At 74.7% G+C, this 26867-nt stretch carries 23 protein-coding genes; 10 read left to right on the plus strand and 13 right to left on the minus strand.

Features of this window, described 5'->3' with window-relative positions; all coding sequences use genetic code 11:
* Positions 1-6: 6 nt before the first annotated feature.
* The 6 genes from GA0070609_RS27255 to GA0070609_RS27280 all read right to left on the minus strand — a co-directional run bounded on the left by GA0070609_RS27255 (position 7) and on the right by GA0070609_RS27280 (position 5381).
* Positions 7-1185 carry a MarP family serine protease gene (locus tag GA0070609_RS27255; protein WP_088996436.1) on the minus strand — a complete coding sequence of 393 codons (1179 nt, stop codon included), beginning with the start codon at positions 1183-1185 and terminating at the stop codon, positions 7-9.
* A 63-nt stretch (positions 1186-1248) separates the two neighbouring features.
* Entirely contained in the window at positions 1249-1941 is a 693-nt protein-coding gene (locus GA0070609_RS27260) for an NUDIX hydrolase (protein WP_088996437.1), read from the minus strand.
* On the minus strand, positions 1938-2558 hold the full coding sequence (locus tag GA0070609_RS27265; protein WP_088996438.1) for a TlpA family protein disulfide reductase: 621 nt from the start codon (positions 2556-2558) through the stop codon (positions 1938-1940). The genes GA0070609_RS27260 and GA0070609_RS27265 overlap by 4 nt, the downstream gene beginning before the upstream one ends.
* A gap of 96 nt (positions 2559-2654) precedes the next feature.
* A complete protein-coding gene (nth, locus tag GA0070609_RS27270; RefSeq protein ID WP_231928430.1) occupies positions 2655-3443 on the minus strand; it encodes an endonuclease III in 789 nt (262 codons plus the stop codon).
* 61 nt (positions 3444-3504) lie between these two features.
* Complete coding sequence (locus GA0070609_RS27275) at positions 3505-4662, minus strand: CapA family protein (RefSeq protein ID WP_088996440.1); 1158 nt, start codon at positions 4660-4662, stop codon at positions 3505-3507.
* A gap of 56 nt (positions 4663-4718) precedes the next feature.
* Positions 4719-5381, minus strand: coding sequence for an adenosylcobinamide amidohydrolase (locus tag GA0070609_RS27280; RefSeq protein ID WP_088996441.1), 663 nt, complete (start codon positions 5379-5381; stop codon positions 4719-4721).
* 218 nt (positions 5382-5599) lie between these two features.
* On the opposite strand from GA0070609_RS27280, the gene GA0070609_RS27285 reads away from it, so the two are divergent.
* The 9 genes from GA0070609_RS27285 (at position 5600) to GA0070609_RS27325 (ending at position 16813) form a co-directional block, all read left to right on the plus strand.
* Positions 5600-6277, plus strand: coding sequence for a Crp/Fnr family transcriptional regulator (locus GA0070609_RS27285; protein ID WP_007466162.1), 678 nt, complete (start codon positions 5600-5602; stop codon positions 6275-6277).
* Between the two features lie 137 nt (positions 6278-6414).
* A complete protein-coding gene (locus tag GA0070609_RS27290; protein ID WP_088996442.1) occupies positions 6415-7158 on the plus strand; it encodes a metallophosphoesterase family protein in 744 nt (247 codons plus the stop codon).
* A gap of 506 nt (positions 7159-7664) precedes the next feature.
* On the plus strand, positions 7665-8276 hold the full coding sequence (locus GA0070609_RS27295; protein WP_088996443.1) for a TetR/AcrR family transcriptional regulator: 612 nt from the start codon (positions 7665-7667) through the stop codon (positions 8274-8276).
* A 15-nt stretch (positions 8277-8291) separates the two neighbouring features.
* Complete coding sequence (locus GA0070609_RS27300; RefSeq protein ID WP_088996444.1) at positions 8292-9113, plus strand: TIGR03084 family metal-binding protein; 822 nt, start codon at positions 8292-8294, stop codon at positions 9111-9113.
* 76 nt (positions 9114-9189) lie between these two features.
* The gene (locus tag GA0070609_RS27305; RefSeq protein ID WP_088996445.1) at positions 9190-10896 is read left to right on the plus strand and encodes an acyclic terpene utilization AtuA family protein; all 1707 of its coding nucleotides are present in this window, start codon (positions 9190-9192) and stop codon (positions 10894-10896) included.
* Positions 10893-12032 (plus strand): acyl-CoA dehydrogenase family protein, encoded by a 1140-nt coding sequence (locus GA0070609_RS27310; protein WP_088996446.1) that lies wholly within the window; start codon positions 10893-10895, stop codon positions 12030-12032. Before GA0070609_RS27305 ends, GA0070609_RS27310 begins: the two co-directional genes overlap by 4 nt.
* Positions 12029-13630 carry an acyl-CoA carboxylase subunit beta gene (locus tag GA0070609_RS27315; RefSeq protein WP_088996447.1) on the plus strand — a complete coding sequence of 534 codons (1602 nt, stop codon included), beginning with the start codon at positions 12029-12031 and terminating at the stop codon, positions 13628-13630. Before GA0070609_RS27310 ends, GA0070609_RS27315 begins: the two co-directional genes overlap by 4 nt.
* A gap of 10 nt (positions 13631-13640) precedes the next feature.
* Complete coding sequence (locus tag GA0070609_RS27320; protein WP_088996448.1) at positions 13641-15653, plus strand: ATP-binding protein; 2013 nt, start codon at positions 13641-13643, stop codon at positions 15651-15653.
* Positions 15650-16813 (plus strand): acyl-CoA dehydrogenase family protein, encoded by a 1164-nt coding sequence (locus GA0070609_RS27325; RefSeq protein ID WP_088996449.1) that lies wholly within the window; start codon positions 15650-15652, stop codon positions 16811-16813. Before GA0070609_RS27320 ends, GA0070609_RS27325 begins: the two co-directional genes overlap by 4 nt.
* A 48-nt stretch (positions 16814-16861) precedes the next feature.
* On the opposite strand, the gene GA0070609_RS27330 is transcribed toward GA0070609_RS27325, so the two are convergent.
* The 3 genes from GA0070609_RS27330 to GA0070609_RS27340 all read right to left on the minus strand — a co-directional run bounded on the left by GA0070609_RS27330 (position 16862) and on the right by GA0070609_RS27340 (position 19761).
* Complete coding sequence (locus GA0070609_RS27330; protein WP_088996450.1) at positions 16862-17983, minus strand: hypothetical protein; 1122 nt, start codon at positions 17981-17983, stop codon at positions 16862-16864.
* Complete coding sequence (locus GA0070609_RS27335; protein WP_088996451.1) at positions 17980-18921, minus strand: transporter substrate-binding domain-containing protein; 942 nt, start codon at positions 18919-18921, stop codon at positions 17980-17982. The genes GA0070609_RS27330 and GA0070609_RS27335 overlap by 4 nt, the downstream gene beginning before the upstream one ends.
* Positions 18922-19308: 387 nt before the next feature.
* Positions 19309-19761, minus strand: a complete 453-nt coding sequence (locus GA0070609_RS27340) for a hypothetical protein (protein ID WP_088996452.1) — start codon at positions 19759-19761, stop codon at positions 19309-19311.
* 109 nt (positions 19762-19870) lie between these two features.
* Between GA0070609_RS27340 and GA0070609_RS27345 the strand changes: the two genes are divergently transcribed.
* Positions 19871-20200 (plus strand): hypothetical protein, encoded by a 330-nt coding sequence (locus GA0070609_RS27345; RefSeq protein WP_157748307.1) that lies wholly within the window; start codon positions 19871-19873, stop codon positions 20198-20200.
* Here GA0070609_RS27345 and GA0070609_RS27350 read toward each other — a convergent pair.
* The 4 genes from GA0070609_RS27350 to GA0070609_RS27365 form a co-directional block, all read right to left on the minus strand.
* Positions 20187-21701, minus strand: coding sequence for a serine/threonine-protein kinase (locus GA0070609_RS27350; RefSeq protein WP_088996454.1), 1515 nt, complete (start codon positions 21699-21701; stop codon positions 20187-20189). The genes GA0070609_RS27345 and GA0070609_RS27350 overlap by 14 nt on opposite strands.
* Before the next feature lie 30 nt (positions 21702-21731).
* Positions 21732-22190 carry a hypothetical protein gene (locus tag GA0070609_RS27355; protein ID WP_088996455.1) on the minus strand — a complete coding sequence of 153 codons (459 nt, stop codon included), beginning with the start codon at positions 22188-22190 and terminating at the stop codon, positions 21732-21734.
* A 159-nt stretch (positions 22191-22349) separates the two neighbouring features.
* Positions 22350-25937 carry an adenylate/guanylate cyclase domain-containing protein gene (locus GA0070609_RS27360; RefSeq protein WP_088996456.1) on the minus strand — a complete coding sequence of 1196 codons (3588 nt, stop codon included), beginning with the start codon at positions 25935-25937 and terminating at the stop codon, positions 22350-22352.
* The gene (locus tag GA0070609_RS27365) at positions 25934-26770 is read right to left on the minus strand and encodes an MBL fold metallo-hydrolase (protein WP_088996457.1); all 837 of its coding nucleotides are present in this window, start codon (positions 26768-26770) and stop codon (positions 25934-25936) included. The genes GA0070609_RS27360 and GA0070609_RS27365 overlap by 4 nt, the downstream gene beginning before the upstream one ends.
* Positions 26771-26867 lie beyond the last annotated feature (97 nt).

Here is a 26867-nt window from a genome sequence, read left to right on the forward strand (position 1 = left end):
GCCGGCTCAGGTGCACTTGCCGGTGGCCACCCCCCGGGTACGCTCCGCGCCGGCCAGCGCCACCGGGCGGGCCTCGGCGGCGGTCACCGCGAAGCCGGTGTTCGGGTCGTCGGCGGCCGCCGCGAAGATCACTCCGAGCACCAGCCCGTTGGCGGAGACCAGCGGCCCGCCCGAGTTGCCGCTGCGGACCAGCGCCCGGATGGTGTAGATCTCCCGGGTCACGTCGCCGGAGGAGTAGATGTCCGGCCCGGTGATCCGGTCGACGTCGCGTACCCGGGCCGACTGGGCGTTGTACGGCCCGTCGAGCGGGAAGCCGAGCACGATGGCGTCCGCGCCGCTGCCCGCGTTGCCGGCGGCGAACCGCATCGACGGGCCGGGCAGCTCCGGCACGTAGAGCACGGCCAGGTCCCGGTCCGGGTCGTAGACGACCACCTCACCGTCGTACCGGTCGCCGTTCAGCTCCACCGTCACCGAGCGGGTGCCCGCCACCACGTGCGCGTTGGTCATCACCCGGTCGTCGGCGTAGACGAACCCGGAGCCCTCGATCCGGCGCGAGCAGCTCGGCGCGGAGCCGAGCACCTTGACCACCGAGCGCTGGCCGTTGACCACCACCTGGGAGCCGGCGAGCGCCGGATCGGGCGGCGAGACCTGCCGGGCCTGGGTACGCCCCAGCCCCTCGAAGACGTCCGGGAAGCCGTTGGTGTCCACCGTGTCGCGCAGCGCGGTGGAGAACTGCTGCGCCCGGTCCGGCAGCACCCGGTCGACCACGGTGAGCAGCGCGCTGTTCTTCACCGACGCGGCCAGCCAGGGCAGCGAGGACGACCCGAGCGGCACCGCGACCAGCCACGCGACCAGCAGCACCGCGAAGATCGAGACGAACGCGCCGCCGATGTCGTCGACCTGCTTGCCCACGTCGCTGGTGATCGTCTTGCGCAGGTGGGAGCCGAGCCAGCCGGCGAGCGCCTGACCGATGACGGCCAGCCCGAAGACCGCCACCAGGGCGATCAGCACCCGGGTGCCGCTGTCCACGAACTGCTCGGCCAGCAGCGGCCCGATCTGGAGGCCGACCAGGGCGCCCAGGAAGAAGCCGGAGAACGACAGCAGGCCGATGACGAACCCCTGGCGGTATCCGCTGATCGCGAACACGAGCATGAGCAGCAGCAGTACGAGATCCACGGCGGACACGGGTCAAGCGTACGGGCAGAGCGCTCACGGGATGACCTTCGCTTGCGGAAGGTGACCGCCGGGTCAGCGCACGGCGCTCTCGTCCACCTCGTCGGTACCGGCCGAGGGCGCCGGGGTGGCAGCGGTCGGCGGCAGGTCGACCACCCTGCCGCGCGGCCACGGTCGCGTCCAGCCGCCCATCGTCAGCAGGGCGTCCAGCACCCCGGCGGTGAAGCCCCAGACCAGCATGCCGCGGGCGGAGAACGCCGGCCCGATCCAACCGCTCGGGTGCCGCACCCGCATCCGGTTCTCCGGGTCGACCAGCTCGGCGACCGGCAGCCGGGCCACGTGCGCCACCTCGGCCGGTTCCCGGGGATGCACCGGGTGCGGCGCGTGCCACCAGCCGAGCACCGGGGTCACCACGAAATCGCTGACCGGGATCCAGAGCCGGGGCAGCTCGGCCAGCACGGTGACGCTGGCCGGGTCGAGGCCGACCTCCTCGTTCGCCTCGCGCAGCGCGGTGGCCGCGGCGTCGGCGTCGTCCGGATCGGCCGCGCCGCCCGGGAAGGCCGGCTGCCCGGCGTGATTGCGCAGGGTGGCGGCCCGCTGCAGGATCAGCACGTCCGGGCCGGCGCCGGGCTCCTCGCCGAGCAGCACCAGCACCGCGCTCTCCCGGCCACCGTGGCTCGGGGTGGCCAGCCGGGTGAAGTCCTCGGTACGGGCGGTGCCGAGCCGGTGCAGCAGCGGCTCGATCCAGGCCGGTGGCTGTCGGGTCACGCGGGCACCGCCAGGCCCAGGTGCTGCCCGACCAGCGCGGCGAGGCGGGCGTCGTCCAGCGCGCCGGACGCGTCCACGTGCCGCACCCGGCCCTGCCCGTCGACGAAGAGGGTGAGCGGGATGGCGTTGCGGCCGAGCGCCCGTTGCAGCGCCTCACCCTGGTCGACCAGGACGGGGAAGCGTACGCCGAAGTCCTCGCCGATGGACTGCGCGCCGGCGCGGCTGTCGCGGCTGTTGACCCCGAGCACCCGGAGCTGGCCGTCGGCCCGCTCGCTGAGCCGCTGGAACGCGGGCAGCTCGGTGCGGCAGGGCGCGCACCAGGAGGCCCAGACGTTGACCACGGCCGGACCGCGGACGTCCCGGAGGGCGACCGGCGCACCGCCGGTGAAGCAGTTCAAGGTCAGCTCGGGCAGCGGGTCGCCTCCACCGGCCGGCGACGCGGTCGGCGCGCCGGTGGCGCCCGGGCCGGTGGTCAGCTCGGCGCAGTCCTGGAACGGCGACGGCCGGCTGGCGGCCGCCCCCTGCCGGGTCGGCGCCTCCTCCTGCCCGGTGGTGCCGGTGCAGCCCGCGACCGCCAGCAGCAGCGGGACGAGCAGGGCAGCGGACCGCCGCTTCATCGGCGCACCGCTCGCAGGACGGGCTCACTCCTCGCGCTCACGGTGCCACCTCGGTTCGCGACTGCGGGGCTCGCAAACCCGGCTCACTCCTCGCGCTCACGGTGCCTCCGCGACGACGGCCTGCGCCGGCACCAGCTCCGGGTCGACCCCGGCGGCCGCCGCGAGGTCGCGTGCCCGAGGGCCCTTGAGCAGCTTGGCGGCGGCGGCCGGCTCGGTCGGGCCGGTGCCGTAGGAGGGGCAGAGCTTGGCCAGGGTGCAGGCGCCGCAGGCCGGCTTGCGGGCGTGGCACACCCGTCGGCCGTGGAAGATCACCCGGTGCGAGAACATCGTCCAGTCGCGCCGCTCGATGAGCGCCCCGATGGCGTGTTCCACCTTGACCGGGTCGGTCTCGCCGGTCAGCCGCCAGCGCCCGACCAGCCGGTGGAAGTGCGTGTCGACGGTGATGCCGGGCACGTCGAAGGCATTGCCGAGGATGACGTTGGCGGTCTTGCGGCCGATCCCGGGCAGCGTCACCAGGTCGACCAGCTTGCCGGGGACCCGGCCGCCGTAGCGCTCGACCAGCGCCTGGCCAAGCTTGATCAACGAGTCGGTCTTGTTCCGGTAGAAGCCGGTGGGGCGGATCAGCTCCTCCAGCTCGGCCCGCTGGGCACCGGCGTAGTCGGCGGCGGTCGGGTAGCGGGCGAAGAGCTTCGGGGTGACCTCGTTGACCTTCTTGTCGGTGCACTGGGCGGAGAGGATCGTCGCCACGGCCAGCTCCAGCGGGTTGGAGTGGTCGAGCTCACAGTGCGCGTCGGGGTGGGTCTCGGTCAGCACCCGGCCGATCTTCCGGGCGCGACGTTTGCGGCCGAGATCGGTCTCGGTGGCACCGGGAATGCTGGTGGTCACGCCGGCCAGCCTACGTCGCCGGTCCGACGAACCGCCGGGCCCCACGCGTCGGGCCGGCGGGTCAGCCCTGCGCCGGCGGGCTGATCCGGCCGGAGTCGTCGAACCGGGCGCCGGTCTTCGGGAAGTCGCTGCGGGTCAGCTGCCGCACCAGGCCGAGGCCCCGGTCGTCGCGGTCCATGGTCGGCTTGCCGGCGGAGTTCATGTACGTCGAGACGAACGAGCCGCCGGCCCAGCTGCCGTCCGGCTTTAGCGACACCTTGAGCACCCCGCCCCAGCCCAGCCGGCCGGCGTTGCTCAGCGAGTTGCCGCCACCGGCGAAGTTGCCGAGGCTGTACGCGATCAGCCGGCCCTTGTAGAACTCCATGCCGCGCAGCACGTGCGGGCCGTGCCCGACGATCAGGTCGGCGCCCGCGTCGATCATCGCCTTGGAGAACTTGACCGGATCGCCCCGGTTCTCGCCGAGGAACATCTCGGTGCCGGGCCGCACCCGGGTCTTGTCCGACCCCTCGCCGCCCATGTGCACCTGCACCACCACCAGGTCGGCCATCCCGGCCGCCTTGGTGATCACCTGCTTCGCCTCGGCGATGTCGACCAGGCTGTTGGACCAGACGTACGACGAGAAGCCGGCGACGGCGACCTTGACCCCCGCCACCTCGACCACGGTGATCTGGTCGGGCGCCCCGGTGTGCGCGAGATCGTATTTCTCCAGCGCCTTCTGGGTGTTCGCGTAGCCCTTCGGGCCGTAGTCGTAGCCGTGGTTGTTGGCCTGGTTGAGCAGGTCGAAGCCGGCGTCGCGCAGGTGTGCGGCGTACTCCGGCGGGGCTCGGAACTGGAAGCAGCGGGTGGAGTTCGCGCCACACTTGCCGGTGCCGGTGTCGACGGTGAGCGGCTCCTCCAGGTTGCCCATCACCAGGTCGGCCTCGAGCGCCTTCTCGACCGAGTCGAAGAAGCCCTTGCCGCCGTTGGCGGGCAGCCGGTTCGGCGCGTTGCCCATGATGATGTCGCCGGTGGCGGAGAGCGAGATGGACTTCTCGGCCGGCGTCGCGGAGGCCGAACCGACCGGGGCGCCGGTGCCGCCACCGCCCGCGCCGGGCTGCCAGACCGGACCGCCGGCCGACCCGCCGCCGCAGCCGGCCGCGAGCAGCACGACGAGCAGCACGACGAGCGCCAGCGCCGGGCGGCGGCGCGGACGGGGGGCGGTGGGGGCAGCAGCGTACATCGCCCGCGACCCTACCGGGCGGCAAACGGACCGACGAGAGCCGATCGGCCAGGAATTCAGCCCGCCAGCCGGTCCGACCAGGGGACCACCGTGCCGGCCCCGCCGGCCAGCACGGCGGCGTGCACGGCCCGGGCCAGCGGGGCGCCCCAGACCGAGCGGGGGCCGCCGTACTCGGCGATCGGGCCGTCGGCCGGGCAGAGCACGGTGACCGCGTCGGTCGGGGTGCCGGTGCCCGGCATCCCCAGCTCGCCGATCGCCTGCGCCTTCGCCTCGGTGGCCGTGGCCACCGCGTTGACCAGCGCGGCGTCACCGAGCCGCGCCGGCACGTACAGGACGATGTTGACCGTGCCGACCCGCTGCCCGGGCGCCGCCGGCGCGGGCGCGGCGGCCCAGACCGGGGTGCCGAGCCCGACCGTCGCCCAGGCCCGCACGCCGGTGTCGGTCCGGGCCACCACCTCCGCCACGTCGACGCCGGTCAGCAGGCCCACCCCCGGCCCGTCCAGGCCGAGCTGGTCGGCCAGGCCGGCCAGGTGGTCGGCGGGGTCGTCCCGGTCGTACGACATCGGCACGGTCGCGTTGACCACCCACCGCCGCTCCCCGATGCCGCCGCCGAGCGGCGCGGAGCTGACCGCGCGCAGCGGGCGGTCGGCTCGCCAGACCAGCAGCGGCACGTCCCGCACGCCCTCGGAACGGGTGGTCAGCAGGGGGTCACTCAGCACGCCGTGACCCTACGACCCCGGACGCGGGCGACCGGCCGGGGTCCGGAAATCGCGTGATCTTACTGGTCGCACGGGTCGGGTGGGTAACGCCTGGGGATCAAGATTCCAGGGGTGCACCTCTGATTCCCGCGCTGTTGTGCCTAGACTTGGCGGCGCGCGAGGGATCAGCGGACGGCGGACCCGGCCGAGCAGACGGCACGCGCAACCGGAGGTGCGCGATGGACGAGGTACTGGCCCGCAGCGGGATCTTCCAGGGGGTCGACCCGGAGGCTGCCGAGGCGCTCGCCAAGGAGATGGAGACGATCGAGGTCCGCAAGGGCGAGATCGTCTTCAACGAGGGCGAGCCCGGCGACAGTCTCTACATCCTGCTGTCTGGCAAGATCAAGGTTGGCCGCCGGGCAGCGGACGGTCGGCAGAACCTGATCGCGGTGATGGGCCCGTCGGACATGGTCGGCGAGCTGTCGCTTTTCGACCCGGGTCCGCGTACGGCGACCGCCACCGCGGTGACCGACACCCGGCTGGTGCGGCTGCGCAAGCAGGCGCTGCGGCCGTGGCTGAACAACCGGCCCGAGATCGCCGAGCAGCTGCTCCGCGTGCTGGCCCGCCGGCTCCGCCGGACCAACGACTCGTTGGCCGACCTGATCTTCACCGATGTGCCCGGCCGGGTGGCGAAGAACCTGCTCCAGATGGCCGGCCGGTTCGGCACCCGCGACGGCGGCGTGCTGCGGGTGACCCACGACCTCACCCAGGAGGAGATCGCCCAGCTGGTCGGCGCCTCCCGGGAGACGGTGAACAAGGCGCTGGCCGACTTCGCCTCGCGCGGCTGGCTGCGGCTGGACGGCAAGAGCATCATCATCCTCGACCCGGAGCGCCTGGCCCGCCGCGCCCGCGTCTGACCCCGACCGGGGCCCGTCCCCGGCCGCCGTGGCATGCCCGGCCCGGACCGCGTCGTCGGTCCGGGCCGGTTCGGCTTCCCGTCTGCCCGGCGCAGAATTCCTGGACCTGGCGGCGCCGGTCCCCGCAGGCTGGACCGATGCTGAACCGCGTCGCCGTACTCTCCGACATCCACGGGGCGTTGCCCGCGCTGGAGGCCGTGCTGGCCGAGCCGGACGTCGCCGCCGCCGACCTGATCGTGCTCACCGGTGACATCGCCGCCGGCCCGCAGCCGGTCGAGGTGCTCGACCTGCTCGCCGGGCTGGGCGACCGGGTCTGCTGGGTACGCGGCAACGCCGACCGGGAACTGGTCGAGGCACGCGCCGGCCGGAAGTCCCCGATCGAGGTGTCGAACTGGGCCGCCGAGCAACTCCGGGACGACCAGTCGGCCCGGCTGGCCGCACTGCCGCTGACGGTGACCCTGGAGGTGGCCGGCTTCGGGCCGGTGCTCTTCTGCCACGCCACGCCCCGGGACGACGAGGAGGTCGTGCTGGTCGACACCCGGATGACGCGCTGGGCGGAGGTGTTCGCCGGCGTACCGGCCGAGGTGCGCACGGTGGTCTGCGGGCACACCCACATGCCGTTCACCCGGCTGGTCGACCGACGTCTGGTGGTCAACGCGGGCAGCATCGGCATGCCGTACGGCGGCCCGGGGGCGGACTGGGCGCTGCTCGGGCCCGGCGTGCAGCTACGCCGGACCTACTTCGACGTGGACGCCGCCTGCGCCCGGGTGGCCGCCGAGTCGACCTTCCCGGACGCCGCCGAGTGGGCCGACGAGTACCTGCGCTCCCGGCACAGCGACGCGGACGCGCTGGCAGTCTTCGCCCCGCGCGACGGCCGCTGACCCCGACAAGGCCGGGTTCCGGCCCGGCACCAACCAGCGGCTGCACGCTCCGGGCGCGGCGAGAACCTGGCGCCCGCCCGGCTCACCACCTGCGTCGTGGGGCCGCTGTGGAGCTGAGTCGTCTGCGACATCACCCGGGCCGTCCGGCGCTCGCCGGCTGGCGTGCTGACCGCCGCCGCCCGCCTGGGCCGGCGGGCGTGGGCCGACGGGCGTGGGCCGGCGGGCGTGGGGCCGACGGGCGTGGGGCCGACGGTGGAGGTGAATCGTTTGTGACATCAGCTCCACAGCGTCCGCGCCAGCCTGCCCGCCCACCGCGCGCCGACACCTGACGGCGGCCGACCACCCGCGGCCACCGGCATCCGCCGACCGTCATCGCCCGCTCACCGGCCGCCATCGACGTCCGATGGCCAGCCTGCGCCGGGACCGAGCGCCAAGCGGCGGCCCGACCGGCCCCGCAAGAAAAAGTCAGGCTTGACTGTTTGTTTCGGGGGCGGCACGCTGTCCCCGTGCCCGCCGCATCGATCCGCGTCCCTCAACAGGAACGCAGCCGCGCCACCCGCGCCCGGCTGCTGGAGGCGACCGTCGAGTGCCTGGTCGAGCACGGCTGGGCCGGCACCACCACGACGCTGGTCGCGGCCCGGGCCGGCGTTTCCCGGGGCGCCCAGCTGCACCACTACCCCACCAAGGCGGCCCTGGTCATCGCGGCCGTCGACCACCTCGCCGAGCGCCGGGCGGCCGAGCTGCGCACCGAGGCGGAGGCACTGCCCGCCGGTCCGCAGCGGCTCGACCGGGTGATCGACCTGCTCGGTGCCGCCTTCACCGGGCCGCTCTTCGTCGCCGCCCTGGAACTCTGGGTCGCCGCCCGCACCGACCGCGAACTCCGCGAGGCCCTGGTGCCGCTGGAGGCCCGGGTCGGCCGGGAGATGCACCGGCTCACCGTCGCCCTGCTCGACGTCGACGAACGGCGCCCGGGCGTACGCGAGGCCGTCCAGGCCACCCTCGATCTGCTCCGCGGCCTCGGGGTGGCCAACCTGCTCAACGACGACTCGACCCGCCGCACCGCCCTGCTCGCCACCTGGAAGCGCCAGCTCGCCACCCTGCTCACGCCCACGCCCTGACCGACCGGAGGCACCATGGTCGACCTCGCAGACCTGCTCGCGGATCTGGCCACCGAGTCCGAGCAGCTGGATGCCCTGGTGAGTGCCCTGGCACCGGCCGACTGGGCCCGACCGACCCCGGCGCCGGGCTGGACGGTCGGGCACCAGATCGCCCACCTCGCCTGGACCGACCACGTCGCGCTGCTCGCCGCCACCGACACCGCCGCCTTCTTCGCCTCGGTCACCACCGCCCCCGATCCGGCCCGGTTGGTCGACGACGGCGCCGAGGAGTTCCTCGCCCCGCCGGCCGAGCTGCTGGCCCGCTGGCGCGCCGGCCGTACGGCGCTCGCCGAAGCCCTGGCCGCCGCGCCGCCCGGCGAGAAGCTGCCCTGGTACGGCACCCGGATGTCGCCCGCCTCGATGGCCACCGCCCGGATCATGGAGACCTGGGCGCACGGCGAGGACGTGGCCGACGCGCTCGGCGTCACCCGCCCGGCCAGCGCCCGGCTCCGGCACGTGGCGTATCTCGGGTTCCGTACCCTCGGGCACAGCTTCGCCGCCCACGGCCGGCCGGTGCCGACGGTGCCGGTACGGATCGAGCTGGCCGCGCCCGACGGGACGACCTGGAGCTTCGGCCCGACCGACGCCGCCGACCGGGTCACCGGACCGGCGCTGGACTTCTGCCTGCTGGTCACCCAGCGCCGGCACCGCGCCGACCTGACCCTGACGGCCACCGGCCCGGTCGCCGACGAGTGGCTCGACGTGGCCCAGGCGTTCGCCGGCCCACCGGGCGCCGGCCGCCCACCCGCCGACAGCCCGACCCCGGACACCACCGTGGATAGCGGAGTGCCGGCATGAGCGAGCGAAGCGAGCGAATCATCGGGCTCAGGGCGATGGTGCCTCATGACGGCACGGAGCGAAGCGGAGTGCCGGCATGAGCAGGGTGCTGCGGGTGGGCAACGCCTCCGGCTTCTACGGCGACCGGTTCAGCGCCTGGCGGGAGATGCTCGACGGGGGCGACCTGGACGTGCTGACCGGCGACTACCTGGCCGAGCTGACCATGCTGATCCTCGGCCGGGACCGGCTCCGCGACCCGGCCCTCGGCTACGCGAAGACCTTCCTCCGCCAACTGGAGGGCTGCCTCGGCACCGCGCTGGACCGGGGCGTACGGATCGTGACCAACGCCGGTGGGCTGAACCCGGCCGGGCTGGCCGCCGCGATCGGCGCGCTCGCCGAGCGGCTCGGCCTGCCGGTCCGGGTCGGCTACGTCGAGGGCGACGCGCTGGACCGCCCGGACGCGCTCACCGCGAACGCCTACCTCGGCGCGTTCGGCATCGCCGCCTGCCTGGACGGCGGCGCGGACGTGGTGGTCACCGGCCGGGTCACCGACGCGTCCCTGGTGGTGGGGCCGGCGATCGCCCGGTTCGGCTGGGGTCGCGACGACCTCGACGCGCTGGCCGGAGCGACGGTCGCCGGCCACCTGGTGGAGTGCGGCGCCCAGGTGACCGGCGGCAACTTCAGCTTCTTCACCGAACTGCCCGACGGCGGCCACCGCCCCGGCTTCCCGATCGCCGAGCTGCACCCGGACGGTTCCTGCGTGCTCACCAAGCACCCGGGCACCGGCGGGGCGGTCACCGTGGAGACGGTCACCGCGCAGCTGCTCTACGAGGTGGGCGGGCCGGCGTACCTGGGGCCGGACGTGGTGACCCGGCTGGACACGGTCACCCTGCACGCCGACGGCCCGGACCGGGTCCGGGTCAGCGGGGTGCGCGGCACACCGCCGCCGGACACCCTCAAGGTCGGCGTCAACAACCTCGGCGGCTTCCGCAACTCGATGACGTTCGTACTGTGCGGGCTGGACATCCCGGCGAAGGCGGCCCTGGTGCGCGGCCAACTGGAGGAGGCGGTCGGCAAGGAGGGGCTGGAGTTCACGCTGGCCCGCACCGACCACCCGGACGCCGCCGACACCGAGGCGGCGAGCGCGCTGCTGCACGTACACCTGCGCGACGGCGACAAGGCGCGGGCCGGGCGGGCGTTCTCGGCGGCCGCGGTGGAGCTGGCGCTGGCCTCCTACCCGGGCTGCACGCTCACCACGCTGCCCGGCGACGCCACGCCGTACGGGGTGTTCACCGCCGACACGGTGCCGCAGGACGCGGTGGCGCACGTCGCGGTGCTCCCGTCCGGCGAGCGGGTGCCGATCCCGCCGCCGACCCGGACCGACCCGCCGGCACCGGAGCCCGCGCCGGCCGACCCGCCGCCGGTCGCCGCCGGCGGGCCCACCCGGCGTGGCCCGCTCGGCGAGCTGGTCGGCGCGCGCTCCGGCGACAAGGGCGGCGACGCCAACCTCGGCGTCTGGGCCCGCACCGACCGGGCGTACGACTGGCTGCGCGGCTGGCTCACCGTCGAGCGGCTCGCCGAGCTGCTGCCGGAGACCGCGACGCTGGCCGTCGAGCGGTACGAGCTGCCGAACCTGCGCGCGGTGAACTTCGTGATCCGCGGGCTGCTCGGCCAGGGGGTGGCCGCGTCCACCCGGTTCGACCCGCAGGCCAAGGCGCTCGGCGAGCTGCTCCGGTCCCGGCTCGTCGACCTGCCCGCCGACCTCCCGGCCGGACCGGCCACCACCACCGGGGAGGGCTCGTGACCATCGTCGACACTCCGGAACGGCGGCAGCTGCGCGAGCTGACCCGGTCGTTCGTCACCCGCGAGGTGCTGCCGCACCTGGCCGACTGGGAGCGGGCCGGCGAGGTGCCCCGCTCGCTGCACGAGACCGCCGCGAAGATCGGCCTGCTCGGCATCGGCTTCCCCGAGTCGGTCGGCGGCAGCGGCGGCAACCTGCTCGACTCGATCATCGTGACCGAGGAGATCATCCGCTCCGGCGGCTCGTCCGGGCTGATCGCGGCCCTGTTCACGCACGGCATCGCGCTGCCGCACATGGTCGCCACCGGCAACCCGGACCTGATCGACCGGTACGTCCGCCCGACCCTGGCCGGCACGATGATCGGCGCGCTGGCGATCACCGAGCCGGACGGCGGGTCGGACGTCGCCTCGATCCGCACCCACGCCCGCCGGGACGGCGACCACTACGTGCTGAACGGCTCGAAGACCTACATCACCAGCGGGGTGCGGGCCGACTTCGTGACCATGGCCGTCTGCACCCTGCCGCCGGGGACCGGCGCGCTCACCCTGCTGGTGGTCGACAAGGACAGCCCCGGCTTCGCCGTCGGCCGGCGGCTGGAGAAGCTCGGCTGGCACTGCTCGGACACCGCCGAGCTGTCCCTGGTGGACGTGCGGGTGCCGGTGGCGAACCGGGTCGGCGAGGAGAACACCGCCTTCCTGGCGATCATGCAGCACTTCGCCGCCGAGCGGCTCTCGCTGGCCACCCAGGCGTACGCCATCGCGCAGCGCTGCGTCGAGCTGACCATCCGCTGGTGCCGGGACCGGTCCACGTTCGGCCGTCCGCTGGCCAGCCGGCAGCTGATCCGGCACCGGCTGGCCGAGATGCACACCCGCGCCGAGGCGGCCCGGGCGTACGTGCACGAGGTCGCCGCCCGGGTCGCGGCCGGCGAGCCGGTGGTGACCGAGGTGGCGATGGCCAAGAACGTCGCGGTGGCCGCCTGCGACCACGTGGTCGACCAGGCGCTGCAACTGCACGGCGGCTACGGCTACCTGCGCGACGCCGAGGTGGAGCGGCACTACCGGGACGCCCGGATCCTCGGGATCGGCGGCGGCACCACCGAGATCATGAACGAGATCATCGCGAAGGGGATGGGGCTGTGACCACATTGGACACCGCGGTCGACCCGTCCGCAGCGGCGTTCACGGCCAACCGCGCGGCGCTGCTGGACCGGCTCGCCGAACTGGACGCGGCGCTCGACCAGGCCCGGGCCGGGGGCGGCGAGAAGTACGTGAGCCGGCACCACGCCCGGGGCAAGCTGCTCCCCCGGGAACGGATCGAGCTGCTGCTCGACCCGGACAGCCCGTTCCTGGAGCTGTCGCCGGTGGCCGCGTACGGCACCGACTTCCCGGTCGGCGCGAGCGTGGTGACCGGCATCGGGGTGGTCGAGGGCGTCGAGTGCCTGATCATCGCCAACGACCCGACGGTACGCGGCGGAGCGGTCAACCCCTGGTCGCTGGCCAAGACCCGGCGGGCCGGCGAGATCGCGCTGGCCAACCGGCTGCCGATGGTGAACCTGGTCGAGTCGGCCGGCGCCGACCTGCCCACCCAGGCGGAGATCTTCATCCCGGGCGGGCGGGTGTTCCGCGACCTCACCCGGCTCTCCGCCGCGAAGATCCCCACGGTCAGCGTGGTCTTCGGCAACGCCACCGCGGGCGGGGCGTACGTGCCGGGGATGTCCGACCACGTGATCATGATCCGGGACCGGTCGCAGGTCTACCTGGCCGGTCCGCCGCTGGTGAAGATGGCCACCGGCGAGGTCACCGACGACGAGTCGCTGGGCGGGGCGGCGATGCACGCCACCACCTCCGGCCTGGCCGACTTCCTCGCCGAGGACGAGCGGGACGGCATTCGGCTGGCCCGGCAGTGCGTACGCCGGTTGAACTGGCGCAAGCAGGGCCCGCCGCCGCGCACCCCGTTCCCCCGTCCGCCCAAGTACGACCCGGAGGAGCTGCTCGGTCTCGTCCCGGCCGACCTCAAGGTGCCGTTCGACCCGCGCGAGGTGCTGGCCCGGATCCTGGACGGCAGCGAGTTCGACGAGTTCAAGCCGGCGTACGGCAGCGCCCTGGTCACCGGCTGGGGCGAGCTGCACGGCTACCCGGTCGGCGTGCTGGCCAACGCCCGCGGCGTGCTGTTCAGCGAGGAGGCGCAGAAGGCGGCGCAGTTCATCCAGCTCGCCAACGCGGCCGACACCCCGCTGCTCTTCCTGCAGAACACCACCGGCTACATGGTCGGCACCGAATACGAGCAGCGCGGCATCATCAAGCACGGTGCCCTCATGATCAACGCGGTGTCGAACTCGACCGTGCCGCACCTGACGGTCAACCTCGGCGCCTCGTACGGGGCCGGCAACTACGGCATGTGCGGCCGGGCGTACGAGCCGCGGTTCCTGTTCACCTGGCCGAACGCGAAGTCGGCGGTGATGGGGCCGGCGCAGTTGGCCGGCGTGCTCTCCATCGTGGCCCGGCAGGCCGCCGCCGCTCGGGGGCGGGAGTTCGACGAGGAGTCCGACGCCGCCATGCGGATGATGGTCGAGCAGCAGATCGAGTCCCAGTCCGGGGCGCTCTTCCTCTCCGGCCGGCTCTACGACGACGGGGTGATCGATCCCCGGGACACCCGTACCGTGCTCGGCCTCTGCCTCTCGGCGATCCACAACGCACCGGTGCGGGGTGCCGACGGCTTCGGCATCTTCCGGATGTGAGGGGTAGGTCATGATCAACAGCCTGCTGGTCGCCAACCGGGGTGAGATCGCCCGCCGGATCTTCGCCACCTGCCGCACGCTCGGGATCACCACCATCGCGGTGCACTCCGACGCCGACGCCGACGCGCCCTTCGTCGCCGAGGCCGACCTGGCCGTACGCCTGCCCGGGAACACGCCGGCCGAGACGTACCTGCGGATCGACCTCATCCTCGACGCGGCCCGCCGGGCCGGCGCGGACGCCGTCCACCCCGGTTACGGCTTCCTGGCCGAGAACGCCGAGTTCGCGACGGCGGTCACCGACGCCGGGCTGACCTGGGTCGGGCCGCCGGCCAAGGCGATCGCCGCGATGGGCGACAAGATGGCGGCGAAGGCGCTGCTCGCCGAGGCCGGCGTGCCGATGCTCCCCACCTGGACCGACGCCGACCAGGTCACGGGCTTCCCGGTGCTGGTGAAGGCATCCGCCGGGGGCGGCGGGCGCGGCATGCGGGTGGTCCGCGACGCCGAGGGGCTCGCCGAGGCGGTCGCCGGTGCGCGCCGCGAGGCGGCCTCGGCCTTCGGCGACGGCACGGTCTTCATCGAGCGGTACGTCGAGCGCGGCCGGCACGTCGAGGTGCAGATCTTCGGCGACACCCACGGGACGGTGGTCGCCCTCGGTGTCCGCGAGTGCTCGATCCAGCGCCGGCACCAGAAGATCGTCGAGGAGGCGCCGGGTGTCCTCCCCGACGAGGTGCGGCAACGGCTGCACGAGGCGGCGGTGGCCGCCGGACGGACGGTCGACTACGTCGGGGCCGGGACGGTCGAGTTCCTGCTCGCCCCGGACGGCGACATCCACTTCCTGGAGATGAACACCCGCCTCCAGGTCGAGCACCCGGTCACCGAGCTGACCACCGGGCTGGACCTGGTCCGGCTGCAACTGCTCGTCGCCGAGGGCGAGCCGCTGCCGGTGGCGGCGACTCCGCCGGCCGTGGGCCACGCGATCGAGGTACGCCTCTGCGCGGAGGACCCGGCCCAGGGGTACCGGCCGGCGACCGGCTCCCTGCACCGGTTCGCCCTGCCCGGCGTGGCCGTCGAGTTCGGGCCGCTGGCCGGGCCGGGCCTGCGGCTGGACTCCGGCGTGGTCGACGGCTCGGTGGTGGGCGTCCACTACGACTCGATGCTCGCGAAGGTGATCGCCTGGGCGCCCACCCGCGCCGAGGCGGCCCGTGCGCTGGCCGGCGCGCTGGCCCGGGGCGAGCTGCACGGCGTGGCCACCAACCGGGATCTGCTGGTCCGGATCCTGCGCAGCCCGGAGTTCGCCGCCGTCGACATCGACACCGGCTTCCTGGACCGGCATCCCGAGGTGTTCGCCCCGCTGCTGCCCGCCGACCAGGTCCCGCTGGCCGCGCTGGCGGCGGCCCTCGCCGGGGCCGCCGAACGCCGCGCCGCCGCGCCGGTGCTCGCCGGGCTCCCCTCCGGGTGGCGCAACGTCCCGGCCTTCCCGCAGGTCGTTTGCTACGCCCTGGGAGACGACGAGATCGAGGTGCGCTACCGCTTCGACCGCGTCGGCGCGCTGGTTGAGTGGTCGGTGGCGGCGGGGACGACGGGCGGCGAACCGGGCGACGACGCCGTCGAACGGCCGGCCGTGACGCTGGTCGAGGCCACGCCCGAGCGGGTGGTCCTCGACGTGGCCGGGGTGGGGCGGGCGTACCGCGTACGCCGGGTGGGGTCGGAGGTCTTCGTGGACGGCCCGGACGGGGCGGCGAGCCTGACCGAGCTGCCCCGCTTCCCCCTGCCCACCGCGGAGCTGGCCGCCGGCTCGCTGCTCGCGCCGCTGCCCGGCACGGTGACCCGCGTGCACGTCGAGGTCGGCCGGCGGGTCGCCGCCGGCGACCTGCTGCTCACCCTGGAAGCGATGAAGCTCGAACACCCCGTGCTCGCCCCGACCGACGGCGTGGTGGCCGAACTGCCGGTGCCCGCCGGCGGCCAGGTCGACACCGGTGCCGTGCTGGCCGTGGTCGACCCCGATCTGGAGGCCCCGCGATGAACTTCGACCTCACCCCCGAGCAGGAACAGTTGCGCGACGCCGTCCGGGCGCTCGGCCGCAGGTACGGTCACTCCTATTTCGTAGCGAAAGCGAAATCGGGGGAACACACCACCGAGCTGTGGCACGAGGCCGGCCGGCTCGGCTACCTCGGCGTCAACATCCCCACCGAGTACGGCGGTGGCGGTGGCGGCATCACCGAACTGGCCCTGGTCTGCGAGGAACTGGCCGCCGCCGGCTGCCCGCTGCTGCTGCTGGTGGTCTCCCCCGCCATCGCGGCCACCGTGATCAGCCGGCACGGCACCGAGGAGCAGCGCAAGCGGTTCCTGCCCGGGCTCGCCGACGGCTCGCAGAAGATCGTCTTCGCGATCACCGAACCGGAGGCCGGCTCGAACTTCCACCGGCTCGGCACGGTGGCCCGGCGCGACGGCGACGACTGGCTGCTCTCCGGCCGCAAGTGCTACATCTCCGGGGTCGACGAGGCCGGGCACGTGCTGGTCGTCGCCCGCACCGAGGACGCGGCGAGCGGGAAGCTCAAGCCGGCGCTGTTCGTCGTGCCGACCGACGCGCCTGGGCTGACCTGGTCCAAGCTGGACATGGAGATCCTCTCCCCGGAGAACCAGTTCCTGCTCTACCTGGACGACGTGCGGGTGCCCGCCGACGCGCTGGTCGGCCAGTCGCTCGACGCCGGCCTGCCGGCGCTCTTCTCCGGGCTCAACCCGGAGCGGATCACGGTCGCCGCGATGGGCGCCGGCACCGGCCGGTACGCCATCGAGCGGGCGTCGGAGTACACCGCCAGCCGCAAGGTGTGGGGCGGCCGGAGCATCGGCTCGCACCAGGGGGTGTCGCACCCACTGGCGCACGCGGCGGTGCAGGTGGAACTGGCCCGGCTGATGATCTACAAGGCGGCCAGCCTGTACGACGCCGGGCGCGACCTGGAGGCCGGGGTGGCCGGCAACATGGCCAAGTACGCCACCGGCGAGGCCGCCGCGCTGGCCGTGGACACCGCCGTCCAGGTGCTCGGCGGCGCCGGCATGACCACCGAGTACGGCGTGGCCACTTTGCTCGGCGCGGTCCGGGCCGGCCGGATCGCCCCGGTCAGCCGGGAGATGATCCTCAACTTCGTCGCCCAGCACGTCCTCGGCCAGGACAAGTCCTACTGAGCGGTCGGCTGGGAACCGGCGAAGGGACGCCGGCGCTCAGCCGCGGGTTCAGCGGCAGGCGGCGTCGATCCGGTGCACCGGACGGACCCGCCGGCCCAGCCCCTCCAGTAGCGAGTCCTCCACGTGGAAGTCGTGGATCCGCAGCCGGTGCCGGGGCAGTTCCTCCTCGGTCGGGCAGAGCACCTGCGCGCGTACCTGGCCGACCGGCACGTACCGGACGCCGCCCTGCTCCTGGAGGATCACCATGTTCACGTCGTCGGTGGTCACCACGTGCCCGCGGACGTCCTCGGTGGCGCCGGACCCGCTGCCGACGGTGGTCACGGTGAGCGGGAGCACCGGCGTGCTGATCACCGGCAGCGCCGCCCACACCAGCATGGCCAGTACCGCGGCCTGGGTGACCGAGGCGAGCGGCCGGATCACCGCCCCGGGCAGCGGCCCCGCGATGCCGAGCGCCAGCAGCGGCGGTACGACCAGCAGCAGCACCGGCAGCGGTTCGCCCTGCCCCCACGCGTCCCGCAGGGTCGGCAGCAGCAGCCAGAGGTAGCCGCCGAGCAGGGCCGCGATGATCAGCACGCGGGGGATGGGCCGCTCGTGCAGCCGCTCGGGGGTGAACTGGAAGGCGGCGGCCGCCGCCGGCACCAGCAGCGGCAGGTAGAGCAGCGGCCAGGTGACCAGGGCGAGCAGGAAGCTCGCCGCGACGAACCAGGCCGGGGTGATCTCCGCCCAGCGGGCGAAGAGCGGGCGGCGCCGGCCTCCTGGTGGCAGCCGGTCCACGCTGGCGCCCAGCACGGCGCCGAGGGCGAAGACGGCGACCAGGGCGGTGGAGAGCAGCCGGGCCGCGGTGGTGAGGAACCCGGCCAGCAGGTTGACCGGTCCCACGTTCGCCACCAGCAGCAGGGTGGTCTGCAACTCGCCGCCGGCCTCCACCCCGAGCCGGAGCACGGAGAAGACCGCCGGCACGCCGACCACGGCGGTCCAGAACGACTGGCTGGCCCGGGCCCGCCGCTCCGCCTGGTCGAGCCCGGCCGGGTCGAGCCGGACCGGTTCCTTGGCGGGCTGCCCGGGCGGCGCCCCTTCCGGCGGCGCGTCCGGTGGCGTGGGATCCCGGGGCACAGGGACCGGACCGCCGGCGTCCGGGCCGCCGGTGGCGGTGGCCGGCGCCGCGCTCATCGCCGTGGCGCCTTGTCGTCGAAGTCGACCAGCTTCGGCACGTCGAGCGGCTGCGGTTGCCGCTTCTCCGTCCGCAGCCACGGGCCCAGCGTCCGGTTGTACGCGGTCAGCCACGGGCTGGTCTGCCCGTCCCGGCCCTGCTGATAGCTCTTCTGCAGGAAGAACGCGACCAGGTCGCGCAGCGCGGGGTCGCCGATCGGCACGCCGACGCCGAGCAGTTCGCTGGTGCCGAAGGGCATGTCGACGATCTCGAACTCGGTGGGGTAGGTGGCCAGGAAGCCGGCGAGAATGGCCTCGTCGGAGCTGACCGCGTCGTACCGGCCGGCCCGGATGCCCGCGACGCAATCGCCCACGTCCTTCACCACCAGCGCCTTGACCTGGTGTTTCTCCAGTTCGGCCTCCGTGGTGGAGCCGCCGCTGGTACAGATCTTGTGCTTCGGGTCGCGGAGGTCCTCGATGGTGCGGATGCGGTCCTTCAGCCGGGTCGGGACCATCACCTCCTGGGTGGTGACAAAGTACGGCCCGGCGAAGCTGACCAGCTTCTTGCGCTCCTCGGTGATGGAGAAGCTGGAGACCACCAGGTCGACCACACCACCCTGCAGGGCCGGGATGCGGTCCTCGGTGGAGACGGAGACGAACTCCACCCGTTGGTCGCCCTCGTAACCGAGCGAGGCGGCGATGTAGCGGGCGATCTCGGCGTCGAAGCCGGTATGCACGCCGTTGCGCAACTCGCCCATCAGCGGCTCGTTGGTGGCCACCCCGATCCGCACCGTGGGCTGGCCCCAGATGTGCGTCTCGCGCAGCTTCTCCTGCACCGACGGCAGGTCCGGCTCCTGCCGGCTGTCGCAACCGGCCGCCGCCGCCAGGGTCAGGGTCAGCGCCACGGCCAGCGTGGTGGCGATCGAGCGCACCCGGGAGCCGGTGGAGTATGCGTTCATCGGAACCTCGCTGCGGAGCGGAGCGGGCGGGACACCGAGGGTAGCGGCAGCCGTCCACATCTGACGGACGACACCCGGGGTGGGCCGGGGTACGGCGAGCGCCCGATCGCCCGCCGCACCCCGGGTCTCTCAGCGGACGGTGAGCGTGCCGACCGCCGGCAGCGATGCGCCCACCGGCGGGGTTCGTCGTGGCATGTGGACGCCTCCCGGTGGACGACGGGACGGGTCGAAGAGAGCCCAACCCCCCGTCACTCTAGAGACGTCGGGCTATGAGTGCGTACCACGAAACGGCAACGAAGCCGACTTTCATCGAAGCCGGTGTAACGGTTTCGCCGCGATCGGCGCTGTCGTCGCCCGCCCTTAGGGCCGGTAACCAGCCGCGGCCGGTCAGTCGACCTCGGCGAACCAGGCCGGCACCGGCCCGGATGGTGATGCGCCCAACGGATAGTCCGGGACGTACGAATCGACCACCCGCCAACCACCGGCGTCGTCGTCGAGCAGCAGGAAGGCGTCGATCTCGCTGAACGGCGCCCCGATGCCGTACACCTCGCCACCGTCCACGGTGGCCTTCGGCAGCGCGCAGACGCCGCGCGCACCGGGCTCGACGACGGCGCAGCGACCGACGTACCTGACGTCCGGGCCGTACCGCTCGGCGACGAACCTGGCGATGGCCTGGTCGATGCTGAGCGATGCCGCGCTCGGCGGCGCGGCGCTCGACGGCGTGCCGGTGGCCGGCGCACTGGCGGCCGAAGGCGTCACCGCCGGCGTCGACCCGTCGCCGCAGGCGGCCAGCAGGCCCACCACCAGCGGTACCACGACGATCCGACCGAGGCGGGTCACAGCGCTCCCCATGATCGACGGAAGAGTTCTCAATGGATGGTAGACGCCCTCACCCCCGCCACCCGGCGGCAGTGGTTGACAGGGGGCCCGGCGGAGACATGCTGGACGGATGAGGTTGCCAGGTCCGGACGCGCGGACGGTGGCGGCGGTCGCCGCGATGGTCGCCGTCGCGTTGCTGGTGACGCTGGTCCTCTGGCGCCGGCAGGATCTCGTCGGGGTGGTGCTGGCGCTGCTCTGCGTCCTCTCCGCCACCGTCGCGGGGGTGTCGGTGGCGGCCGTACGGCAGCGCGACGACCCCGAGCCCGACGCCGCCACGACGGCTGGGCAGCCAGTGGACGGGCTGTCCGGCATCGACGCGGACACCCTGGAGACGCTGGACAACCTGGACGCGGTGCGGGCGATGCGGGAGCGGCACCGGGGCCGGTTCAGCGACCGGTGAGGGTGGGCGCGGCGAGCGCGTCCAGTCCCCGCCCGGCCAGGCAGCGGTAGGTGCGGTCGGCACCGGCCCCGGCCGGCGGCAGCACCTCCAGGTTCCACCCCGCCGGCTGGGCGATCCCGCTGGTCAGCCGGAAGGTGGTCTCGTTGCACACCCGGCGGACCGCCGGGTCCCCGCTGATCTCGGCGTACCCGGCGCCGATCAGGGTGGCCGGCAGGTCGCCCTCGGCGTAGCTCTCCCAGGTGTGCTGGCCGTCGCAGGGCACCCGGTCGGCCGCGGCGCGCCGGCCGCGTACCTGCACCGGGCCGAAGCACTCCAGCTCGGCACCGCAGCGCGCGCCGTCGGGCAGTTCGGCCGCGCCGTCCGCGCAGCCGGGCAGCGCGGCGGGGGTGGCCGCCGCCGTCCCCACCGTCGGGGACGGGATCGGTGCGGGTGCGCCGCCGGCGACCCACGCCCCGGCGGTGGCCGAGCCGGCCAGGGCGAGCACCCCGGCGCCGCCGAGGAACCAGCGTCGCCGCCAGCGACGGCCGGTGGTGGGGACGGTCGGGTGGGCGTCGTCCACCGGTCCGCGGGGAGCGGGCCGACTGGACCGGCCGGCCGGGTACGGGCCGGTCGGGGCGGGACCGCCGGCGAGCGGGACGCTGGTGGCGGACGCGCCGCCGGTCGGGGTGCCGGTGGACTCCAGCGGCAGGCCGGCGAGCAGGCCGCGCAGTTCGGCGGCGGAGGGCCGGTCGGCCGGGTCGTTGGCCATCCCGGCGCGGAGCACGTCGACCATCGCCTCGGGCACCCCCGGCAGGCCGGGGATCGGCTGGTGGAACATCTCCAGCACGGTGACCAGGCTGGGGTTCCGCTCGGACTGCCAGCGGGGCGGCCGGCCGTGCATCACCGCGTAGAGGGTGGCGCAGAGGGCGTAGACGTCGACCGCCGGTGACGGCGGGCTGTGGTTGAACATCTCCGGTGGCGCGTACGCCGGGGTGAGCACCTCCAGCGCCACCGACGCGTCCCGCATCTCGCCGAGCACGGCCAGCCCGAAGTCGGCCAGCACCGCCGAGTTGAAGTGCGAGTAGAGAATGTTCGCCGGCTTCACGTCGCGGTGCAGCACACCGGCCGCGTGCGAGTGGGCGATCGCGTCGGCGATCTTGACCCCGAGGTCGCGGGCCTCCACCGGGCCCAGCGGCGAGGTCCGCATCCGTTCGGCGTACGACCCGTCGCAGAGCTCCATGATCAGGTAAGGGTGCTGGTCGACGGTGACCCCGACGTCGAAGAGGTCGACCACGTGCGGGTGCGACGACATCCGGCCGGCGGCCCGCGCCTCGCGCAGGAACCGCGCCTGGTCCCGCTCGCTGTCCAGCGTCCGGTTCTCCACCTTGACCGCCACCTCGCGGCCGACCGAGATCTGGGTGGCCCGGTAGACGGTCGCGTACCCGCCCCTGGCAAATACCCGTAAATCAGTCAGACCGGGCACGAGGGGCGTCGGTAGGGCGCCGGGCGGGGTGTCGGTCACGGCTCGAAAATACCCAACCGGGCGGGGCGCTCAGTGCACCGCGTCCGTGGCCGGCGCGGCCTCGGCGGGCACGGACGGCTCGGCGGCGCCCGACCGGCGAGCGTCCCACCAGAGCCCGACGGCCGTCGCCACCGCTCCCGCGCCCTCCCAGGCGGCCACCCCGAAGAACCGCCCCGGGGCGATGTCGGCCAGCACGGCGATGCTGAAGACGGTGAAGGTGACCAGCCGGAAGAACACCGTGAACCGGTAGAACGCGCGCCACTCGGTGGCGGTGGCGAGCAGGTAGTAGACCCCCATGTTGAACGAGGCCATCGACGAGGCCATCAGGAACGTGCCGGTGTGGTCGCCGGCCGCCCGCTGCGCCGGCACCTCGAAGCCGAGCATCCGCAGCAGCGCCTCCGGCCAGAGCAACCCGACCGCGCCCATGAGCAGCGCCAACGCGCCGAACACCGCGATCGTCCAGCCGGCGCCCGAACGCGGCAGCCTCATGACGGCCCTCCCCAAGCCAGGTACGCCGCCACTGTGGACGCCGCATCGACCTGACAGGTTATGCGGCCGGTTCCCCCGGGCACATCGGCGGAACCGCCACAATCCCCCATCCCACCGGGCCGCCTTCGGAGCGTGTCGATCCCGCCGCGCAGCGCGGCGTCAGCCGGTGCCGAGGCGGGCGAGGAGCGCGTCGGCGGCGGCCCGCTCGCTGCGCTGCTCCGTGGCGTACGCCAGCCGCACCGCCTCCTCGGCGCAGGCCAGCGCCTCCGCCGGCCGGCCGCAGGCGGCCAGCGCCTCGGCCAGCACGCTCGCCGCGACCACCTGGCTGCGCACGTCCTCCGCCGGGGCGGCGACCGCCCGCCGCGCCCAGTCCAGCGCCTGTTCCCGCTGCCCGTGGGCGAGCAGCGCGGAGGCGTACCGGGCCATCGTCTGGCGGCGCGAGAAGAGCAGCGACGGGCTGTTCGCCGCGGCGGTGGCGACCGGGGCGAGCAGCCCGACAGCGGTGGCCGGATCGCCAGCCGCCAGCCGGGCCATGGCCAGCAGCACCCGCGGGCCCACCTGCGCGGGCGCCTGCGGGTTGTGCGGCTCGACGGCGGTCAGCACCGCCCGGGCGTCCCGCTCGGCGGCGGCCCCGTCGCCCAGGTCGAGCGCCACGAACCCGCGCAGCGTGCCGGCCATTCCGGTGAGCAGCGGGTGCGACGTCCGGTGGGCGTACGACAGCGCGTCGGTGAACAGGTCGGCGGCGTGCTCCGGCTCGCCCAGCCCCCGGGCCACCACACCCCGGACAACCAGCGCGAACCCGCGTCCCCAGTCGTCGGAGGCGGCGGCGAAGTCCCGGTACGCCCGGCGTGCCTCCCGGTCCGCGTCGGCCAGCTCGCCGAGTTCCGCGGTGGCGAACGCCTCGACCGCACGGAGGGTGCCGACCGCCCACGCCTCGCCGACCCGCTCGCCGAAGGGCAGGAAGACCCGCGCCAACCGGTCCGCCTCGCGGAGCCGGCCGGCGAGCAGCCGCGCGAACGCGGTGGTGCCGCGCAGCCAGGCCCGCCCGTACGGGTCCTTCAACTCGGCGAAGAGCCGGGCGGCCCGGCCGAGCACCGCGTCCGCGCCGGCGAAGTCACCCCGAGTGGTGGTCACCCAGGCCAGGTTCTGCAACGACCAGGCCTGCCCCCGGCGGTCCCCCACCGCCCGGCTGACCTGGTACGAGGCGGCGAGCCGGCTGCTCGCCTGGCCCAGCCGCCCGGCGATGAAGTCGGCCATCCCCAGCCGGCGCATCGCCGACGCGCGCAACGCGGGCAGGTCGGCGGCGGTGGCCACCTGCAACGCCTCGTGCCAGCAGGCTGCCGCCCGCGCCTGGTCGCCCATGGTCTGGTGCGCCTGACCGGCGAGCAGCAGCGCGCTGGCCCGGACGCCCGCCTCGTCACCGGCGTTCGCGGCGATCTTCTCGGCGTAGGCGAGCGCGTCGGCGGGCCGGCCGACCTGGAGCAGCGCCCGGGCGTGCACCACCCGATCGGCCGCCGGCACGCCGTCGCGGCCGAGTTCGGCGGCGCGGTCGGCGTACTCCACGGCCATCGCCGGCTCGCCGACGTGCAGGGACCGGCGGGCGGACCGGCCGAGCGCGGCGACGCCGAGCGGCACCACCGTCCGGGCCGGCGCGTCCGGTCGCAGCCCGACGGCGTCGGCCAGCACGGCGGCCCGCTCCACGTGTTCGGCCACGAAGTCGTCGCGGGCCGACTCGGTGAACCCGCCCGGCGGCGTCGCCCCGTCGGCCGGTGGACGGCTGGCCCAGCGGGCCAGCGCGGCGTGCCGCTCGGCCAGCTCGGCCTTGCTCACCCCGGCGTACGCGGCCTCCCGCATCAGTGGGGTGGCGAAGGCGTATCCGGTGCGGGTGCGGTGCAGCATCCGCCGTTGCAGCAGCTCCTCGACGGCCCGCTCCAGCTCGACCGCGGCCACCGCCGCCGGCCGGCCGGCCAGCCCGGCGCGCTGTTCGCGCAGCGCCTCCAGCGCGCCCTCCGGCACGGTGTCGCCGACCACCGCGGCGTCCCGCAGCACCGAACGCGCCTCGGCCGGCAGCGCGTCGATCCGGGCGGCCAGCACGGCGGCCAGGTCGCGGGAGAGCAACCGGCTGCCCAGCGAGCCGGGCACCAGCCGCCAGCGCCCCGGGTTCGGCGCGCTCCGGTCGGCCATCGCGGTCAGCGCCCCGCGCTCCATCAGCAGGGTGACCAGTTCGGCCAGGTAGAACGGGTTGCCCTGAGCGGTGGCGAGCAGCCGGTCGGCGTCCGCCTGGGGCAGCTTGCCGCCGCTTAGGTAGCTGGTGAGCAGCCGGGCCGCGTCGGCGCCGCGCAACGGCGGCAGCACGTGCACCTCGGCGTCTGCCACCCGGGTCAGCGCGCCCGCCGTCCGCACCAGCTCCGGCCGGCCCAGCAGCAGCACCAGCACCGGCCCGGTGAGCCGGGACAGGGTCACCCCGAGGGACCGGATGGTCTCGGCGGTGGCGTCGTGCAGGTCGTCCACGACGATCACCAGCGGCGCCTCCTGGGCCAGCGCGCTGAGCAGGTCGGCGACCGCGTTCGGCACCGCGTCCGCGTCGGCGGTCGGCTGGGTGGCGCCCCACTCGCCCTGGTCGGTCGGCCCGCCGGCGGGCAGTTCGGCGTACCCGAGCAGGGCCAGCAACTGGTCGCTGGCGATCGGCACCGGTTCGCCGGAGCGGCCGAGCCGCTGCCCGAGCCGGCGCAGCCGCTCCTCCACCGCCGGCCGGGTGACCGCGGTGGCGGCGTCGCCGGGCAGGCCGACGGCGGCCCGGACCAGGTCGGCCAGCGGGGCGAGCCGGCGCCGCTCACCGAACGCGGCACAGCGCACCGAGAGCACCCGGGCGCCGGTGTGCGCGGCGTACCGACCGGCGCCCACGTCGTAGCCCGCCGCGAGGCGTTCCACCTCGGCGGCGAACCGGGACTTGCCGATCCCCGCCTCGGCGGTCATCAGCAGCACCCGGGGCTCGCTCCGGTCGATCACCTCGGCGAGCCGGCCGGCGACCCGGCCGATCTCGGTCTCCCGGCCCACGAACGGCGCCTCGTCGCCGAGGCCGGACCGGGTGCCCGGGGCGTCCAGGAGACCGAGCAGCTCGTACGCCTCGACCGGCTCCCGCTTGCCCTTGAGCCGCAGCGGCCGCAGCGCCCGCCAGGAGGCGACGTGCCGGGTGGCGGCGGAGGTGCGCGCCCCGGCGTAGATCGCGCCCACGGCGGCGGCGTCGGCGAGCCGGGCGGCGGTGTTCACGGTGTCGCCGATGACCGTGTACTCGATCGCGGCCTGGATCCCGGCGATCACGTCGCCGGTGTTGAGGCCGACCCGCAGGCCGAGCGGGGCGCCGCCGCCGCGCTCGTCGTCCAGCACCCGGCGGACCGCGCGTTGCATGGACAGCGCGGCGCGGACCGCCCGCTCGGCGTCGTCCTCGTGCGCCACCGGCGCGCCGAAGACCGCCATGATGCCGTCGCCGGTCAGCTTGTCGACGTGCCCGCCGAAGGTCTTCACCGCGCCGGCCAGCGCGGCCAGCACCCGGTCGGTGACCGCGCCGACCCGCTCCGGGTCGAGGTCCTCCGACCAGGAGGTGAAGTCGGACAGGTCACCGAAGAGCACGGTGACCACCCGGCGCTCGGCCGCCGGCAGCGTCGCGGCGGCCGGCAGGGCCGCCCCGCAGTTGTGGCAGAACCGCGCGCCGGGTACGGCGACGGTTCCGCACACCGGGCAGGTCACGCTTGCTCCAACCCGCTCACCCCGGGGTCGGATTCCCCGGTGTCGACCCCGAGGTGTTCCAGCTGGGCCCGGACCGACCACTCGGCGGCCCACCACAGCGACCGGTCCACGTCCGCGTAGACCACGGCGACCACCTCGGCCGGGGTGCGGGCGCCCGCGTCGACCGCGGCCCGGACCTGGTCGAGCCGGGCGCGGCGGTGCGCGAGGTAGAACTCCGCGGCGGCGCCGCAGTCGGCCAGCGCCGGGCCGTGCCCGGGCAGCGCCGGGATCCCCCGGTACGTGCTGAGCAGCTCCAGGCTGGTCAGGTAGTCCCCGAGGTGCCCGTCCGGGTGGGCCACCACGGTGGTGCCCCGGCCCAGGATGGTGTCGCCGGTGAGGACCACCCGCTCGTCGGCGTGCTCGGCCAGGAAGCAGACCGAGTCGCCGGTGTGCCCGGGGGTGGGCAGCAGCTGGAGGTCCAGGCCGGCGCCGTCGATGCGGTCGCCCGGCCCGGCCAGCGGCGGCCCGTCGAGGGTGTGCGCCGGGTCGGCGGCCCGGACCGGCACCCCGCCGAGCAGCTCGGCCAGCCGGCGGGCGCCGTCGGTGTGGTCGCCGTGCCCGTGCGTGATCAGCACGAACGCGACCGGGCCGTGCGCCGCGATCCGGGACAGGTGCTCCTCGTCGGCCGGGCCGGGGTCGACCACCACCGCGCGCTCCGCGCCCGGCGCCCGCAACAGCCAGGTGTTGGTGCCGTCGAGCGTCATCGGCCCCGGGTTCGGGGCGCGCAGCAGCGTCACCCAGTCCGGCAGCTCGTCCGCGAGGGCGGCCGCCGGCGCCGTGAAGTGCCCGGTCATGGCTGCGATCGTACGGCCCCGGCCGCAACTCCCCGCGATCTTGCGCGATCGGCCCGGGATACCTGCCGCTTCACGGCTTTTGCCCTGGCCGGGCGGC

This window comes from Micromonospora echinaurantiaca, from assembly GCF_900090235.1.
GTDB lineage: Bacteria > Actinomycetota > Actinomycetes > Mycobacteriales > Micromonosporaceae > Micromonospora > Micromonospora echinaurantiaca.